The organism is Clostridium gasigenes (assembly GCF_900104115.1).
Classification (GTDB): Bacteria; Bacillota; Clostridia; order Clostridiales; family Clostridiaceae; genus Clostridium; species Clostridium gasigenes.
On sequence record NZ_FNJM01000003.1, the window covers coordinates 101,350 to 117,614 of the forward strand.

General features: G+C 29.0%; 18 protein-coding genes. 1 reads left to right on the plus strand and 17 read right to left on the minus strand.

Features of this window, described 5'->3' with window-relative positions:
* Positions 1–8: 8 nt before the first annotated feature.
* Entirely contained in the window at positions 9–1,529 is a 1,521-nt protein-coding gene (locus tag BLS77_RS07860; protein WP_089967829.1) for a YifB family Mg chelatase-like AAA ATPase, read from the minus strand.
* A gap of 130 nt (positions 1,530–1,659) precedes the next feature.
* On the opposite strand from BLS77_RS07860, the gene BLS77_RS07865 reads away from it, so the two are divergent.
* Positions 1,660–2,031, plus strand: coding sequence for a YraN family protein (locus tag BLS77_RS07865; RefSeq protein ID WP_089967833.1), 372 nt, complete (start codon positions 1,660–1,662; stop codon positions 2,029–2,031).
* Positions 2,032–2,066: 35 nt separating this feature from the next.
* Here the strand turns inward: BLS77_RS07865 and BLS77_RS07870 are convergent, their stop codons facing one another.
* The 16 genes from BLS77_RS07870 to rpmF form a co-directional block, all read right to left on the minus strand.
* Positions 2,067–2,879, minus strand: coding sequence for a ribonuclease HII (locus BLS77_RS07870; protein ID WP_089967836.1), 813 nt, complete (start codon positions 2,877–2,879; stop codon positions 2,067–2,069).
* On the minus strand, positions 2,879–3,841 hold the full coding sequence (gene ylqF, locus BLS77_RS07875) for a ribosome biogenesis GTPase YlqF (RefSeq protein ID WP_089967837.1): 963 nt from the start codon (positions 3,839–3,841) through the stop codon (positions 2,879–2,881). The genes BLS77_RS07870 and ylqF overlap by 1 nt, the downstream gene beginning before the upstream one ends.
* A gap of 217 nt (positions 3,842–4,058) precedes the next feature.
* Positions 4,059–4,409, minus strand: coding sequence for a 50S ribosomal protein L19 (gene rplS, locus BLS77_RS07880; protein ID WP_089967840.1), 351 nt, complete (start codon positions 4,407–4,409; stop codon positions 4,059–4,061).
* Positions 4,410–4,527: 118 nt separating this feature from the next.
* Positions 4,528–5,241, minus strand: coding sequence for a tRNA (guanosine(37)-N1)-methyltransferase TrmD (trmD, locus tag BLS77_RS07885; protein WP_089967843.1), 714 nt, complete (start codon positions 5,239–5,241; stop codon positions 4,528–4,530).
* A complete protein-coding gene (rimM, locus tag BLS77_RS07890) occupies positions 5,231–5,728 on the minus strand; it encodes a ribosome maturation factor RimM (protein WP_089967847.1) in 498 nt (165 codons plus the stop codon). The genes trmD and rimM overlap by 11 nt, the downstream gene beginning before the upstream one ends.
* A gap of 53 nt (positions 5,729–5,781) precedes the next feature.
* The gene (locus BLS77_RS07895; protein ID WP_089967850.1) at positions 5,782–6,021 is read right to left on the minus strand and encodes a KH domain-containing protein; all 240 of its coding nucleotides are present in this window, start codon (positions 6,019–6,021) and stop codon (positions 5,782–5,784) included.
* A gap of 44 nt (positions 6,022–6,065) precedes the next feature.
* Positions 6,066–6,305: a 30S ribosomal protein S16 gene (rpsP, locus tag BLS77_RS07900; protein ID WP_089967853.1), complete on the minus strand. Its 240-nt coding sequence runs from the start codon at positions 6,303–6,305 to the stop codon at positions 6,066–6,068.
* A gap of 45 nt (positions 6,306–6,350) precedes the next feature.
* On the minus strand, positions 6,351–7,703 hold the full coding sequence (gene ffh / locus BLS77_RS07905) for a signal recognition particle protein (protein ID WP_089967856.1): 1,353 nt from the start codon (positions 7,701–7,703) through the stop codon (positions 6,351–6,353).
* Between the two features lie 16 nt (positions 7,704–7,719).
* Entirely contained in the window at positions 7,720–8,049 is a 330-nt protein-coding gene (locus BLS77_RS07910) for a putative DNA-binding protein (protein WP_089967858.1), read from the minus strand.
* An 82-nt stretch (positions 8,050–8,131) separates the two neighbouring features.
* Positions 8,132–9,043 (minus strand): signal recognition particle-docking protein FtsY, encoded by a 912-nt coding sequence (gene ftsY / locus BLS77_RS07915; protein ID WP_089967861.1) that lies wholly within the window; start codon positions 9,041–9,043, stop codon positions 8,132–8,134.
* A gap of 11 nt (positions 9,044–9,054) precedes the next feature.
* Positions 9,055–12,618 (minus strand): chromosome segregation protein SMC, encoded by a 3,564-nt coding sequence (smc, locus tag BLS77_RS07920; protein ID WP_089967864.1) that lies wholly within the window; start codon positions 12,616–12,618, stop codon positions 9,055–9,057.
* Positions 12,619–12,866: 248 nt separating this feature from the next.
* Positions 12,867–13,898, minus strand: coding sequence for an elongator complex protein 3 (locus tag BLS77_RS07925; RefSeq protein WP_089967867.1), 1,032 nt, complete (start codon positions 13,896–13,898; stop codon positions 12,867–12,869).
* Positions 13,891–14,589, minus strand: a complete 699-nt coding sequence (gene rnc, locus BLS77_RS07930) for a ribonuclease III (RefSeq protein WP_089967870.1) — start codon at positions 14,587–14,589, stop codon at positions 13,891–13,893. The genes BLS77_RS07925 and rnc overlap by 8 nt, the downstream gene beginning before the upstream one ends.
* Before the next feature lie 127 nt (positions 14,590–14,716).
* Positions 14,717–14,944 carry an acyl carrier protein gene (acpP, locus tag BLS77_RS07935; RefSeq protein WP_089967873.1) on the minus strand — a complete coding sequence of 76 codons (228 nt, stop codon included), beginning with the start codon at positions 14,942–14,944 and terminating at the stop codon, positions 14,717–14,719.
* Positions 14,945–15,021: 77 nt separating this feature from the next.
* Entirely contained in the window at positions 15,022–16,023 is a 1,002-nt protein-coding gene (gene plsX, locus BLS77_RS07940) for a phosphate acyltransferase PlsX (protein WP_089967876.1), read from the minus strand.
* A gap of 54 nt (positions 16,024–16,077) precedes the next feature.
* The gene (rpmF, locus tag BLS77_RS07945) at positions 16,078–16,263 is read right to left on the minus strand and encodes a 50S ribosomal protein L32 (RefSeq protein ID WP_089967879.1); all 186 of its coding nucleotides are present in this window, start codon (positions 16,261–16,263) and stop codon (positions 16,078–16,080) included.
* Between the last annotated feature and the right edge of the window lie 2 nt (positions 16,264–16,265).

Genomic DNA, 16,265 nt, shown 5'->3' on the forward strand with positions numbered 1-16,265 from the left:
TTCCTTTATTATATTATTTCACCATTAACATTTTTTCTATACCCTATTGCTTCATATAAATGATGTTCTAAAACTTCAGAACATCCTTCTAAATCAGCTATACTTCTTGCTACTTTAATAATTTTTGTATATCCTCTCATTGTTAAATTATATTTATCATAATATAGTTGTAATAAATCTGTGCTCCCGGATGATAAATTACATAATTTCATAACATCTTTTCCAACTACATCGGAATTGTACTTATATATAGTATCTTTAAATCTCATTTCCTGTATTTCTCTTGCAAGTTCAACTCTAAATTTCATAGATTTAGTGTCATTAACATTACTTAAATTCTTCCTTTTATCTATATCCGATCCTTTAATTCTTGGAACAAAATTTAATATATCTATTCTATCTAAAAATGCTCTAGACAATTTATTTAAGTATCTCCTTTTTTCTCCCTCTGTACAAATACAACTTTCTTCACTTATACCCCCACAAGGACAGGGATTAAAGGCTCCGACTAACAAAAAATTAGCAGGTAATTTATAACTTCCACTTAACCTACTTATATTAATAATTTTTTCTTCTATTGGTTCTCTTAGCACTTCTAGTACATCTCTTTTAAATTCTAAAATTTCATCTAAAAATAAAACTCCATTGTGGGCCAATGTAATTTCACCAGCTTTAATTTCTTTCCCACCTCCAACTAATGCCGTTCTAGTAATTGTATGGTGAGGATTTCTAAAAGGCCTAACTATTCCGCACTCTTCTTTAAATAACCCCGAAATACTATAAATCTTTGCAATCTCTTTTTCTTCTTCTAATGTTAACTTTGGCAAAATTGATGGCAGAGCTTTTGCAAGCATTGTCTTTCCTGCACCTGGCGAACCAAACAATAGTATATTATGTCTTCCAGCTGCTGATATTTCCATTGCTCTTTTAGAAGTGGTTTGCCCTATAATTTCTCCAAAATCTAGATAACTTGAATTTACTTTCTTCTTTATGTCTTCTATTTCATAAGGCATAAGATCTTCATTATTTATAAACCCTACTACTTCATTTAAACTTTTAAATGGATAGAACTGGCCTATATTAAAATATCTTATTTCTTTTAAATTTTCTAAAGGAAATATGAATTTGCTCTTGTTTTTTTCATCACCTTCAAAAATTATAGGTAACGCTCCTTTAACTCCTTTTAAATCTCCACCTAAGGAAAGTTCCCCAAATAAAACGTAGTCCTTTAAATTCTTTTCTTCAACTTGCTTAGATGCTATTAATATTCCTATTGCCATAGGAAGATCTAACAACGATCCAATTTTTCTAACATCTGCTGGCGCTAAATTTATAGTTATTCTACCAAGAGGAAATTCAAATCCACTATTTAATATAGCTGACCTTACCCTCTCCTTTGCTTCTTTAATAGATGTATCAGGTAGTCCCACGATATTGAAATTTGGTATACCTTTGCTTATATCCACTTCTACAGTAATTAATATTCCATCTAATCCGTTATGTGTTGCACTTATTATTTCTATTGACATAAAATCACCCCTCTAAATTATTGACAAAGAATAAAATAATAATCATTGTATTTTTAAAATATGATTATTAAATTTTAAAAGAGGCTATATTTATAATAGAAAAACCTTATAAGTATGGAGGTATTTTATTATGAAAGGTTTTAATAAAGATATTGGTAATTATGGTGAAGATCTAGCTTTTGAATTTTTAAAAAGAAATGGCTACTTTATTTTATCTAGAAATTTTAGAAATAGATGTGGTGAAATTGATATTATATGTAAAAAAGATGATTTAATTATTTTTGCTGAAATAAAAAGTAGGTATAACTATAACTACGGTTCTCCCATAGAAGCTATTACCTACTCTAAACAAAAGCAAATCATTAAATTATGTAAATTCTATATATATATTAATAAGCTTATTAATTATAACTTTAGATTTGATGTAATTGAGGTTTTTTTCAATAAAGATAATAATCTTTATTCTATTAACCATATTATTGACGCTTTCCGCGAAAGTTAATTTCTTTAAGTATATTTAAAAAATTTGTTAAAGAATTATAATATATTCCTTAAAAATGATAATCTATGAATTTCACAGGCCCCTACTTCTTTTAACCCTGCAATGTGCTTTACCGTACCATAACCTGAATTTTCTTCAAATGCATAATGTGGATATTTTTTACTATACTCTTTCATAATCTTATCTCTGTAAACCTTAGCCACTATAGATGCTGCTGCAATAGACGCTGATTTAGTATCACCCTTTATAACTGCTTTATTTTGAATATTTAAATTTTTTACCAAATATCCATCTGAAAGCACCAAATCCGGTGTTAAATCTAATCTAGTACAAGCTTCTAAAAATATTTTATTATTTGAGTATGCAATTCCTTTTTCATCTATCTCTGTATTTGAAGAAGCTGAAATATAATAATTAACTGCCTTTTCTTTTATTATTATCGCTAATTCTTCTCTCTTTTTTGCACTTAATTTTTTAGAGTCATTTATTTCTAAAATAAGGTTATCTTCTAAACAATTAAGGTCTAAAATCACGGCACAGGCTACTATTGGTCCAGCCAAGGGGCCTCTTCCAACTTCATCTACTCCTGCAACATATTCATACTCTCCAAAAGATTTATCAAAATTATACATAGCTTTAACTCTATTAATCTCGGCTATAATTTTATCTTTTTCTCTTTGAATTCTATTTCCTAAACTTTGAACATTTTTTCTCTTATCTAATATTAATATGTCAATAATTCTTATTAAATCAACCTTGTATAAAGAGTCTTTAATATCTATTTTATCCACTTCTTCTTTAATAGATTTAAAACTTAGGTCTTTAATATTAAGATCTAAAATATCCATTATTTATATTCCTTTTTCTTTTCAGCTACTTTTTTCTTTAATTTTTCTTTTCTTTCAATTCTCTTTTTTTGTTTTTCTGTTAATTCTTTTTCTTCAATTACATCTTCATAGTCATCATCTGGACTTTCTAGAGATATATTTCCAAGCTTTCCACCTCTAAACTCGTCAAGTAGTATTACCGATATTCTATTGTAGTCAATTTCTCCACGTGCTATTATACAACCTCTTTTTCTTGCTATTGCATCTAAAGTTTCTAATGGATTTTCATTTACTTCTTCTATCTTATATCTTTCTATTATCTTTTGTGAATGATTAACCTGAAGTTTTTCTACAAGCTTTAATGCTAATTCTTCAATATCCATTATTTCATCTTTAATAGCACCTGTAAATGCTAAATCCAAAGCTGTTGCTTCATGCTCAAATCTTGGCCATAAAACTCCTGGAGTATCCATCATTTCCATATCCATTTTAGTTTTTATCCATTGTTTATGCTTAGTAACTCCTGGTCTATCTCCAGTTTTCGCAATATTATTTTGAGCCATTTTATTAATAAATGTAGACTTACCTACATTAGGTATTCCAACAACCATAACTCTAGTTACAATCTTAACTACACCTTTTGATTTTAATCTATCATGCTTTTCTTTTAATAACTCATTTAAAATTGGTTTTATTTTATTTAGACCAACTCCAGTTATACAGTTAACTTCTATTGGCTTAACAAGGTCTGTTGTTAAGAAATCCATCCATACTTTTGTAATCTTTGATTCTGTTAAGTCACTTTTATTCAATAAAATTATTCTTGGCTTACCCTCGCAAAGTTTATCTATATCTGGATTTGCTGAACTTCTAGGAATTCTAGCATCTCTAATTTCTATTACAGCTTCAACTAATTTTAAATTATCTTCTATTTCTCTTTGAGTTTTTTTCATATGTCCTGGGAACCAATTTATTTTAGCCATTACATTACCTCCTAATTAATCAAGTTATTCTTAACTTCAGCTGGAGTTTACTTTTTCAAAGGATATCTTACTCCAGCAGAAGCTTATAAGAACTTATCAAGTTCGAATAAATTGTATTTAATCATGTTAATATACCTTTTATATTATAGCCATATTTATAAATAAATAGCGAAAAAGGGACTTATAAAAGTCCCTTTTTATCTACTAAATTTAAATATTATCTAGTTAATAACTCTTTAACCTTAGCAGCCTTACCAACTCTGTCTCTTAAGTAGAATAATTTAGCTCTTCTTACTTTACCTCTTCTACTAATTTCAATCTTTTCTATAACTGGGCTATGAACTGGGAAAGTTCTTTCAACACCAGTTCCTAGAGCAACTCTTCTAACTGTAAAAGTTTCTCTTAAACCACCATTTTGTTTCTTCATTACTGTACCTTCGAACATTTGTACTCTTTCTCTAGTACCTTCCTTGATCTTTACATAAACCTTAACGTTATCTCCAACCTTAAAGTTTGGTAAATCAGTTCTTAATTGTTCAGCTTCAATAGCTCTTAATATTTCATTCATTGTGTAAGTCCCTCCTTGTTTTTTAAATTCGACGTTCTTAACAAATTGCTTTGACAGAGGACCGTTCGTACTAACACAAAGTCTATTCTAACATAAGTTATGTAAAATTTCAATAATTTTAATTATCTTCTTTTAATAATTTTATGTCTTCTTTGCTAAGGCATACTCTTTTAAATAAATCTGGTCTCTTGTTTTTAGTAATTAAAAGGGATTGTTTTCTTCTCCATTGTCTAATCTTTTCATGGTGTCCTGATAATAAAATATCTGGAACTCTATCCCCTGCATAATCATCTGGTCTTGTATATTGAGGATATTCTAATAATCCATCAGAAAATGATTCATCCATATGACTCTCTTCTTTTCCAAGAACTCCATTTACTAACCTTAAAATAGAATCAATAACTGGAATTGCAGCCATTTCTCCTCCAGTTAAAATAAAATCTCCTAAAGAAATTTCCATATCAATATGATTATAAACTCTTTCATCTATACCTTCATAGTGTCCACATATAAATATAAGTTCTTGTTCTTTTGATAAATTTTCTGCCATTTGTTGATTAAACTTTTTACCCTTAGGCCCAAGAAAAATAACTTTCCCCTTATTAGCTTCTTTGCAATGATTTATAGCATCTATTATAGGTTGAGGTGTCATAACCATGCCAGCTCCACCACCATAAGGGTAATCATCCACTTTTTTATGCTTATTCAAAGAAAAATCTCTTATATTAATAGCTTCAATTTCCATTAACCCCTTTTCCTTTGCCTTCCCTATAATGCTATGATTAAATATATCAAACATTTCAGGAAATAAAGTAAGGATATTAATCTTCATCTTGCCATTCTCCTACTGGTTTAATAGTTATTTTTTTATTATCTATATCAATATCTAATACAACATCTAAAATAACTGGAATCAACAATTCTTTAGGGCTCTTTATCCAATAAACATCATTACTCTTTGTTTGAATAACTTCATCTATTTTACCAAGTTCTTTTCCATTTGTATCATATACAAAACATTGCACTAAATCTGCTATGAAATAACAATCTTCTTCTAGCTCTATAGCATTTTCTCTTGGAATTTCTATTATTTTAGTTTTATATGTTTCAGCTTGTTCTATTGTATCAACACCTTCTATTCTAACTATAACCCTATCTTTTTGATATTTACAACCTAAAAGCTTTTTTTCTTCTCCATCAATAATAACATACTCTAACTCGTCAAATCTTTTTGGATCATCTGTTAAAGATATTACTTTCATTTCACCCTTTAATCCATGTGTGTTAACTATTTTTCCAACTCTTAAAAATCCGCTCATTTTTTCACCTCATAAAATATTTTTTTATATGTGTAAAAAGAGTTAGGAATATCCTAACTCTTTACATCAATAATTTCCACTACTACTTTTTTGTCGTCTTTAATTGCTGCAGCTTTGACAACAGTTCGAATTGCTTTCGCTATTCTTCCCTGTTTGCCTATAACTTTTCCCATATCTTCAGGAGCAACCTTTAGTTCAAGAATAATTGATTGCTCTCCTTGAAGCTCATTAACTGAAACTTCACTTGGATTATCCACAAGGGATCTAGCGATTACTTCAACTAATTCTTTCATAAACAACTGTAATTAATATTAATTACAGGTTCACCTCCTAAAAACTACTTGTTAACTGTAGCTAATAATCTTTTAACAACATCTGTTGGTTGTGCACCATCATTTATCCATTTTGTAGCCTTTTCTAAATCAATTTTGATTTCAGCTGGTTCTGTTAATGGATTGTAGTAACCTATTTCTTCTATACATCTACCATCTCTTGGGCTTCTTGAATCTGCAACTACTACTCTGTAGAAAGGAGCTTTCTTTTGACCCATTCTTCTTAATCTAATTTTAACTGCCATGTTTAATTTCACCTCCTTTAAAAATCATTGGTAATATATTTATTTCTAACTCATAAAAGGCATCTTACCAAATAATCCTTTTTTGCCTTTCTTTTGTAATGATTTCATTTGCTTCATTTGCTTTTTCATCATTTCATAACCTTTAATGAGTTTATTAACTTCTTGAATTGTTGAACCTGACCCTCTAGCTATTCTCTTCTTTCTTGAAGAAACAGTTGAAACTAATTTAGGATTTCTTCTTTCCTTTGGACTCATTGATTGAATTATTGCCTTTTGTTTTGCAATTGCTTTTTCACCTGCTGTGAAATCAACATTTTGCATTTCTTTTGGCATACCAGGCATCATTTCCATAATACTACTTAATGAACCTAGTTTCTTCATTTGATCCATGGCACTTAAATAATCCTCATAGTTAAAGTCATTTTCCATCATTTTTGTACTTAAATCTTGAGCTGATTTTTCATCAAAAGCTTCTTGTGCTTTTTCTATTAATGTAAGTACATCTCCCATTCCTAGGATTCTTGAAGCCATTCTATCTGGATAGAACACTTCAAAGTCAGTCATTTTTTCTCCAACTCCAATAAACTTAATTGGCTTTTCAGTCATATGTCTAATGGATAGAGCAGCTCCACCTCTAGTGTCTCCATCAAGCTTTGTTAATATTACTCCAGTTATATCTAAAGTATTATTAAAGCTTTCTGCAACATTTACGGCATCCTGACCTGTCATTGAATCTACAACTAATAGTATTTCTGTTGGGTTTATCTCTGACTTAATATCTTCAAGTTCACCCATAAGTGCTTCATCTATATGAAGTCTACCTGCAGTATCTATTATTATAACATTATTTCCATTATCTCTTCCGTGAGCCATACCAGCCTTTGCTATATCAACAGGGCTAATTTTGTCTCCCATTTGGAATACTGGAATATCAATTTGTGATCCAACAACCTCTAATTGTTTAATAGCTGCTGGTCTGTAAACATCACAGGCTACTAAAAGAGGTCTTTTATTATTTTTCTTAAGTTGAAGTGCTAATTTACCACACACGGTGGTTTTACCGGCTCCTTGAAGCCCAACTAGCATTATAATTGTTGTTCCATTATCTGAGTAATTTAATTTACTTTCACTACCACCCATAAGATTAGTAAGTTCATTATTAACTATTTTAATCACTTGTTGTCCTGGTGTCAGACTATCTAAAACCTCACTGCCAGAGCACTGCGTGCTAACGCTTGATATAAATGTCTTAACTACTTTGTAATTAACGTCAGCTTCTAATAATGCAAGTTTTACCTCTCTCATAGCTTCTTTTATATCTTTTTCAGTAAGCTTTCCTTTGCCCTTAAGCTTTTTTAAAGCTTCCTGTAACTTATCTGCTAAACCTTCAAAAGCCATGTTAACCCTCCTATGATTATAAATCCTCTAAAGTATATTTATACTCTTGATAATCCTCTTTTGATAGAGAATATTTATTTTTCATATTATCTAAAAGATCTATAATTTTCTTATCTTTTTCCAAACTTTTTTTAAGTAAGTTAAGCTTACTTTCATAGGATAGAAATTGTTTATAGCATCTATTTATTAGGTCATGGGTAGCTTGACGACTTGTGCTGCTTATTTCAGCAATTTCCGCTAATGATAAATCATCATTATAATAAAGCTCCATAATACCACGTTGCTTTTCTGTTAATAATGATCCGTAGAAATCCATTAACCTTGAAATTTCAAATCGATCTTTCATAAATATCACCTTACCCACAAATAAATTCTACCAAAATAATTTCCACCTGTCAAGTACTTTCACTTAACACCTAGTTATTTTTTTAAAATAATGCTTCTGCAAAACTTTCTGCATCAAATTCTTGAAGATCATCAATACCTTCTCCAACTCCAACATATCTAACTGGTATATCTAGAGCGTGTTTTATAGATATAACAACACCACCTTTTGCAGTTCCATCAAGTTTTGTAAGTATAATTCCATCTATTTTACACACTTCCATAAATTGCTTTGCTTGAATTATTGCATTTTGTCCTGTAGTTGCATCTAAAACCAATAAAGTTTCTTTTGACGCTTCTTCAAATTCTCTTTCTACTATTCTCCCTATTTTTTCGAGTTCATCCATAAGATTCTTTTTATTATGAAGTCTACCTGCCGTATCGCAAATCAATAAATCTACATTTCTTGATTTAGCTGCTGATATAGCATCGAAAACAACTGCTGCTGGATCTGAACCTTCACTATGTCTTATCATATCAACATTTGCTCTAGAGCTCCACACTTGAAGCTGATCAATAGCTGCTGCTCTAAAAGTATCCGCAGCTGCTAACAACACCTTTTTACCATCATTTTTATTTTTAGCTGCAAGCTTTCCTATTGATGTAGTTTTACCTACCCCATTTACGCCTATAACTAGAATCACCTTTTTATCACTCTTATCTTCTGGTACTTCATCGCCTTCTAACATCATTTCTTTTATAACAGCTTTTAGAGCTGGTCTAACTTCATCAATATCATTTATTTTTTCTTTTCTAATTTTTTCTTTTAATCTTTCTATTATAGTTATAGTTGTATCCATGCCAATATCAGACATTATTAATATTTCTTCTAGTTCTTCATATAAATCATCATCTATTGATACTGCTAACTTTAATACTTCATTTATTTTATCTGTTAGCGCATCTCTTGTTTTTGTTAATCCTGATTTTAAATTGTCAAAAAGTTTTCCAAACATCATTTGTCCTCCTAGTTATTTTTGCTTAAATCTACTGAAACAACTTTAGAAATCCCCTTTTCTTCCATAGTTATACCATACATCATATCACTAGCCTCCATAGTTCCTTTTCTATGAGTAATTACAATAAATTGAATGTGATCTGAAAACCTAGTTAAAAATTCTGCATATCTGTAAACATTAGCATCATCTAATGCAGCTTCAATTTCATCTAATATACAAAAGGGCGTAGGTTTCATCTTTAATATAGCAAATAATAGAGCTATTGCCGAAAGAACCTTTTCTCCACCAGACATAAGATTAATATTTTGAAGCTTTTTACCAGGTGGCTGAACATTTATTTCAATATTTGCAGTTAACTCATCCCCATCTGAGAGAATAAGTTCCCCAGTTCCTCCTTTAAATAGTTCTTTAAAGGTTTCGTTAAAGTTTTTATTAAGGATTTTAAAGTTTTCTTTAAATATACCTTGCATTTTAGTTGTCATTTCTAAAATAACCTTAAGAAGTTCATCTTTTGCTTTATTTAAATCCTCTTCTTGGGCAGCCATAAATTCATACTTTTCACATACTTCTTCATATTCGGCTATTGATGCAAGATTTACAGTTCCTAAAGCTGTTATTTTAGACTTCAATTTATAAATTTGTTCTTTAATAACTGAAAGATTTTCTATTTCTACTGCTATTTCAGCTGCTTCTGCTAAAGTTAGATTTAATTCTTCATTTAGCTTTTTATATAATCCATCTCTTTCACTTTCAAACCTAGCATTTGTTATTTCTTTTCTATTTAAATCATTTTCATCAATTCTTATTATATCAATTAATTCACTAGTTAAACCATCTTTAATTTTTAATTTCTCTTTTAAAGTTATTTTTTCTATTTCATCTTCTTTAAATATCTCTTCTAACTGGCTAATTCTATATTCTATAACTTTAATTAATTCATTTTTTTCTTTTATGCTTTTTTCAATGTATTGTATATTTTTATATTGTTCCTTGCACTCTATATTTAAAGTTTCAATTTTATTATTCTTCTCTTGAATTTCTCGGTCTTTTCTAGATAATTCTACTGTTCTACCTTGAATCCATTCATCTAATGTTGCTTTTAAAAGCTTAATTTCTATAGAAACATCTCTAAACTTTTCTACTTCACTTCTTTTAATATTAAGAATTTTTTCTATTTCTAAAGCTTTATCTTTATTATTAACATTTTTATTTTTAAAAGCTTTTTGTTCCTCTTGTTTTTTAATTATTTGTTCTTTTAACTTAGAAAGTGTTTGTTTATTATATTTTAATTGCGATATAGATAATTCTAATGAACTCTTAAGCTTTAAACTTTCACTTTCTAAACCTCTAATTTCACTATCAAATCTTGTTATTTCAATATTTTTTTCATGAATTTCATCACGCTTGTTTAAATTTTCATCATCTAAAACTTTAATACTAGCTTTTATTTCCTTAAGTTCACTAACTTCTTTAGTATACTTTTCTTTATTATCCTTAATAGACAATTCTAACTCTTGAATCTCTCTCTTTCTTCCAAGTATATTAGAGTTCTTAGAATATATACTACCTCCTGTTAATGCTCCTCCAGGGCTTATAACTTCACCATTTAACGTAACTATTCTAATCTTATGTTTACCTATCTTTGAAATTTCAAGAGCTGCATCCATATCTCTAGCTATAATAGTTCTACCTAATGAATAATCCATTATATTTTTATATCTATCATCAAAATTAATTATATCTGATGCTATTCCTAAATACCCTTCAGCACTAACTATTTCACTTTGAACTACTATTCTATTCCCCTTAATTATATTTAAAGGTAAAAATGTAGCTCTTCCTAAACGATTATCTGTTAAGTATTTAATAAGTTCCTTAGCTATTAATTCATTTTCCGTAATTACATTAGATATAGCTCCCCCTAATGATATTTCAATAGCAATTTCATATTGCTTGTCTACAGTAAATATATCACCAATTACTTTTGTACCTTCTTTAGCTTTTGATATTAGTCCTTTTTCTATTCTATCCATTAAATTCTTAACTGATTTATTATAACCTTCATAACTTTTTTCTAAGTCAGAAAGTGTAGTGTATTTACCTTCTAAGTTATTAATAATCCTTGTAATTTCTTTTACATTCACCTCTTTTTTAGTAGAAGTGCCTAGTAAAGATGTTATTTTCTTTTTATTCTCTATTATTAATGTTTTAATTTCTTCTCTTTCTAAATTACTAGTTTCTATATTCTCATTTAAGCCTTTAGCTGTTCCACTATTTATGCTTATATTACTTTCTATAGATTTTAATGAATTACTTAAATAAGTTTCTCCCTCTTCTGTATTTAGGATATCTTTATTTAATACAGCTATACTATTATTAATTTCTGAAGTTTTTCTTAAAAGTTCAAATTCATCATCTTTTAAGGAATTAACTTCTTTTTCTAGTCTTTGAATTGTAATATTTAATGTTTTTATATTATTTTCAAAGTTTTTAATATTTTCTTCTTTTTCAATTTGATTATTTCTTTTTTCATGAAGTTCGCTTTTTAAAAAAATTCTTTCATCTTCTAATATTTTCACACTATTATCTAATTCCGTAATTTCATTAGTATTTTTTTCTATTATACTTAAAAGATTCTTAATTCTTTCTTTAAATAGTTCAATATCATTTACACTTTTAGAAGCATCTTCTTTCTTTGAGTAATAATCTTTTTTTTCTATATTATTTTTTTCATCTAAAGAATTTATTTTAACTTCTAATTCTTCAATTATAGTTTTTTCGGCTTCTAGCTTTTTTCTTTTTCCCAGCAAAACAATATTACGTTCTTTTATATCCTCAGTTAAACTTTTAATTTCGTTCTCTACTTTTTTTATGTACTGAACCACTGTAGAAACTTCTTTAATTTTTAACTCATCTGCTAGATTTTTGTATTTCAAAGCCTTTTCTCTTTCGATTCTAAGAGGCTCTAATCTCTCTTCATAAGTTCCAATTATATCTCTTATTCTAACTAAATTATTTTCTGTATTTGATAACTTCTTCTCGCCTTCTTCTTTTCTTGATTTAAATTTTACAATACCAGCAGCCTCTTCAAGTAAAGATCTTCTCTCTTCAGGCTTCCCGCTTAATATTGCATCTATTTTACCTTGTCCAATTAATGAATAACCTTCTTTTCCTATACCTGTATCCATAAATAAATTATTTATATCTTTTAATCTACATTTTTGATTATTCATAAGATATTCTGTTTCACCAGATCTAAATATACGCCTAGTAATTGTTACTTCTGAGTAATCTGTTCCAAGCTCTCCATCTGTGTTATCTAATGTAAGGGATACTTGTGCAAGTCCTACCGCTTTTCTAAATTGAGTACCTGCAAAGATTACATCCTCCATTTTTCCACCTCTAAGAGTTTTTACACTTTGCTCTCCAAGTACCCATCTAACTGAATCAGAAATATTACTTTTTCCGCTTCCATTAGGTCCAACTACTGCTGTTATCCCTCTTTTAAACTTTAACTGTGTTTTATCTGCAAATGATTTAAATCCCCTTATTTCTAATGATTTTAAAAACATTGATCCACTCCCTATCTAAAACAATATGCCTGGTAATAATGTAATAATAAATATAATTGCTAAAAAAACTGTTATTACATATATCATTTTTTGTCTTGTTGCTTTTTTCATAAATATCACTCCTATGCTATATTAGTCTATTTTTTCAGATGCCTTAATTTTATTATATATATATATAAATAGCAATAAGGTAGGCTTTATTTATGCCCACCTTATATTTTTTACCATTTAATTTATTTTTCAAGCACCTAGATTATTATATCTTCTATTTTTTTAACTACTATTAACTTTATTTTCCCAATCTTCAACTTATCATTTATAGTTACATTTATTTGACCATTATGATTTTGTTTAAGATTATTAAAATAAACTTTCTTATTTGCATATAGTTTACTTAAATCTTTAGAATTAACCTCTAATATTATATTATCATTTTTTTCTATTTGATTTTGTATATTCTCGCAAATTAAACTACTTTCAACAAGTTCTCTAAATGATGGGTGAAATGGTCCATCTATTATATCTTGTCCCCAAGTTATAGCTTCAGTTGGTTGTAATCCCATTCTTATTATTTGTATATTTTCTTTTTTGTACAACTTATACATTTCTTTTGATATAGAAACTGCATCCTCTAATGAATACGGCGTGAAACGTCCATCCTTATACATATCTTCCATTGGAGTATCACGAATTACAAGGGCTGGATATATTCTGCATAAATCCGGTTTCATTTCTATTGATTTTTTCACTGTTTTAATATCCTTTTCAAATGTATCTCCAGGAAGACCTGGCATAATTTGATGCACTAATGTTATTCCATATTCTTTAATTAGTTTTGATGCATTAACTACTTCTAAGACCCCATGACCACGTCCAGATAGCCTTAGCACATCTTCATCTAATGATTGCACTCCAAGTTCAATAACATCAACTTTATATTCTTTTAAATAATCTAATATACCTTTGTTTATCGCATCTGGTCTTGTAGATAATCTAATTTTATTTATTAAGCCTTTATCTTTATACTCTTTGGCAACACTTAAAAGCTCTTTTTGTTTATCAACATTTATCGCTGTAAATGTGCCTCCAAAAAATGACACTTCAATAGTTGCACTTTTGTTATTTATACTTTCTAAATATTCATCTATAGTTTTTACTACATCTTTTGCCTTTACCTCATTAACTACTTTTGCAATTCTATCTTGATTACAAAATACACATTGATGGGGACATCCTTGATGTGATATAAAAACTGGGATGATGTAATGATTTTTACTCATTTACTTCCTCCAGAATTTTCAATGCTTCTTTTGCTGCATTTTGTTCTGCTTCTTTTTTACTATATCCATCTCCACTTCCGAATTCTTTATTATCAACTATTACTGTAGTAAAGAATTTTCTTCTATGTGGTGGACCTTCATACTTTGTTAACTCATATACTATAGAAACTTCTCCAGTCTTTTGAAGTTCTTCTTGCAATTTAGTTTTATAGTCTAATACTATATCATTATTAATCGCCATATTTATTATTATTTGGAAATGTCCTAAGATAAAATCTTTAACAAATTCTAATCCTTTATCTAAATATATTCCAGCTATTAATGCTTCTACAGCATCTGCTATTATAGATACTCTTTCTCTTCCGCCTGTTAGTTCTTCGCCTCTACTAATTCTAATAAATGATCCTAGTTTAAGTTTACAGCCTATTTCATATAATGAGTTTTCACAAACTATTAAACTTCTTATTTTAGTAAGCTCACCTTCACTTTTCTCTTTATAATTTAAGAATAAATATTCTGTTACACAAAGTTGTAGTATTGCATCTCCTATAAATTCATATCTCTCATTATATTCTTGGTCTTTATGTTGATTTGCATAAGAGCTATGTGTTAATGAGGTTTTAAGTAACTTATTTTCATTAAAACTTACTCCAATAGTTTCTTCAATTTCCTTTATATTAAATTTATTCATTTTTATTACACTCCTTGGAGTTTATTCTTCAATTTGCTTACGGATATTTTTAAAAATAACTAACAAATTCAAGAATAAACCAAATATAGTAAATATAAAATCCCGCTAACTTAGCGGGATTTTATTATTATTCTAGACTAGCTTTTAAGTAATTAACTACATCTCCTACAGTTGAAAATCCTTCTGTATCTTCATCTGGAATTTCAGTTTCTAATTCTTCTTCAAGAGCCATCATAAGTTCAACTAAATCTAATGAATCTGCATTCAAATCCTCTGAGAATGTTGACTCCATAGTAATCTGATCTTCGCTAATGCTTAACTTATCAGCTATTATTCCTCTAATTTTTTCGAACATTGTTTTCACCTCCTAAATACATCCATTAAGATAATATTATATATTATATTTATAGTCAATATCTCTTATAATATAAATTATAGATTATTTTGAAGTTCTTCTTTTATCTTGGCTAAGACATCATTATCATAAAAAGCTTTTGTTTGTCTAATAGCATTTTTAAATGCTTTTGCATCAGAACTTCCATGAGCTTTTATGCAAATTCCATCCACGCCTAAGAATGGTGCTCCACCATATTCTTTATAGTCAAATTTAACCTTTAAACTTTTGAAAACAGGTTTTAAAAGCAAAGCTCCTAGTTTACCTCTTATTCCACCAGTTAAAATCTCATCTTTCATCATACCTAAAAGTGTAGAAGCTACTCCTTCATACATCTTTAATAAAGTATTACCTGTAAAACCATCACAAACTAGTACATTAACATCACCAGCCGATACATCTCTTGGTTCTACATTCCCTACAAAGTTTAGGTTTTGTTCTTCTTTTAATAGCTTAAATGCGGCTTTAGTTAATTCATTACCTTTCTCTTCTTCTGCTCCTATGTTAACAAGACCAACTGAAGGTTTTTCGTTTCCGATTACACCTTGATAGTAAATCTTCCCCATATGAGCGAATTGAGTTAAATAATTTGGCTTACAATCTACATTGGCTCCAGCATCAATTATCATAAAGCTACCATTTTTACCTGGCATTATAGGTGCTAAAGCTGGTCTTTCAACGCCTTTAATTCTTCCTACTATCAAAGTACATCCTGCAAGAAATGCTCCTGTGCTTCCACCAGAAATAACTGCATCACATTCTCCATCTTTAACTAACTTCAAAGCTTTACATATACTTGAATCTTTTTTCTTTCTTATAGCCATTACAGGATGTTCATTAGGCTCAATTACCTCTTTTGCATCTATAATTGTTATACAATTACTAATAAATTCTTGTTTTCTAAATTCTTCTTCAATTAGCTCCTTTGGTCCTGTTATATATACTTTAATATCTTTATATTCCATTATAGCTTGAATAACACCATCCACTACAGCTTTTGGTGCATTATCTCCACCCATACCATCTATAGCTATCTTCATAAAATTCGCCCCTTATTCTTATATATAAAAGAAAAGAAAGTCTTAAGACTTTCTTTATTCTGCTGATGTAGCAACCACTTCTTTACCTTTGTAGAATCCACAGTTTTTACAAACTCTGTGAGATAACTTCATTTCGTTACATTGTTGACACTTAACTATTCCAGGTAAGCTTAACTTATAAGTTTGAGCTCTTCTTGAATCTCTCTTTGCTCTATACGTTTTTCTAGCAGGATTTCCCATTA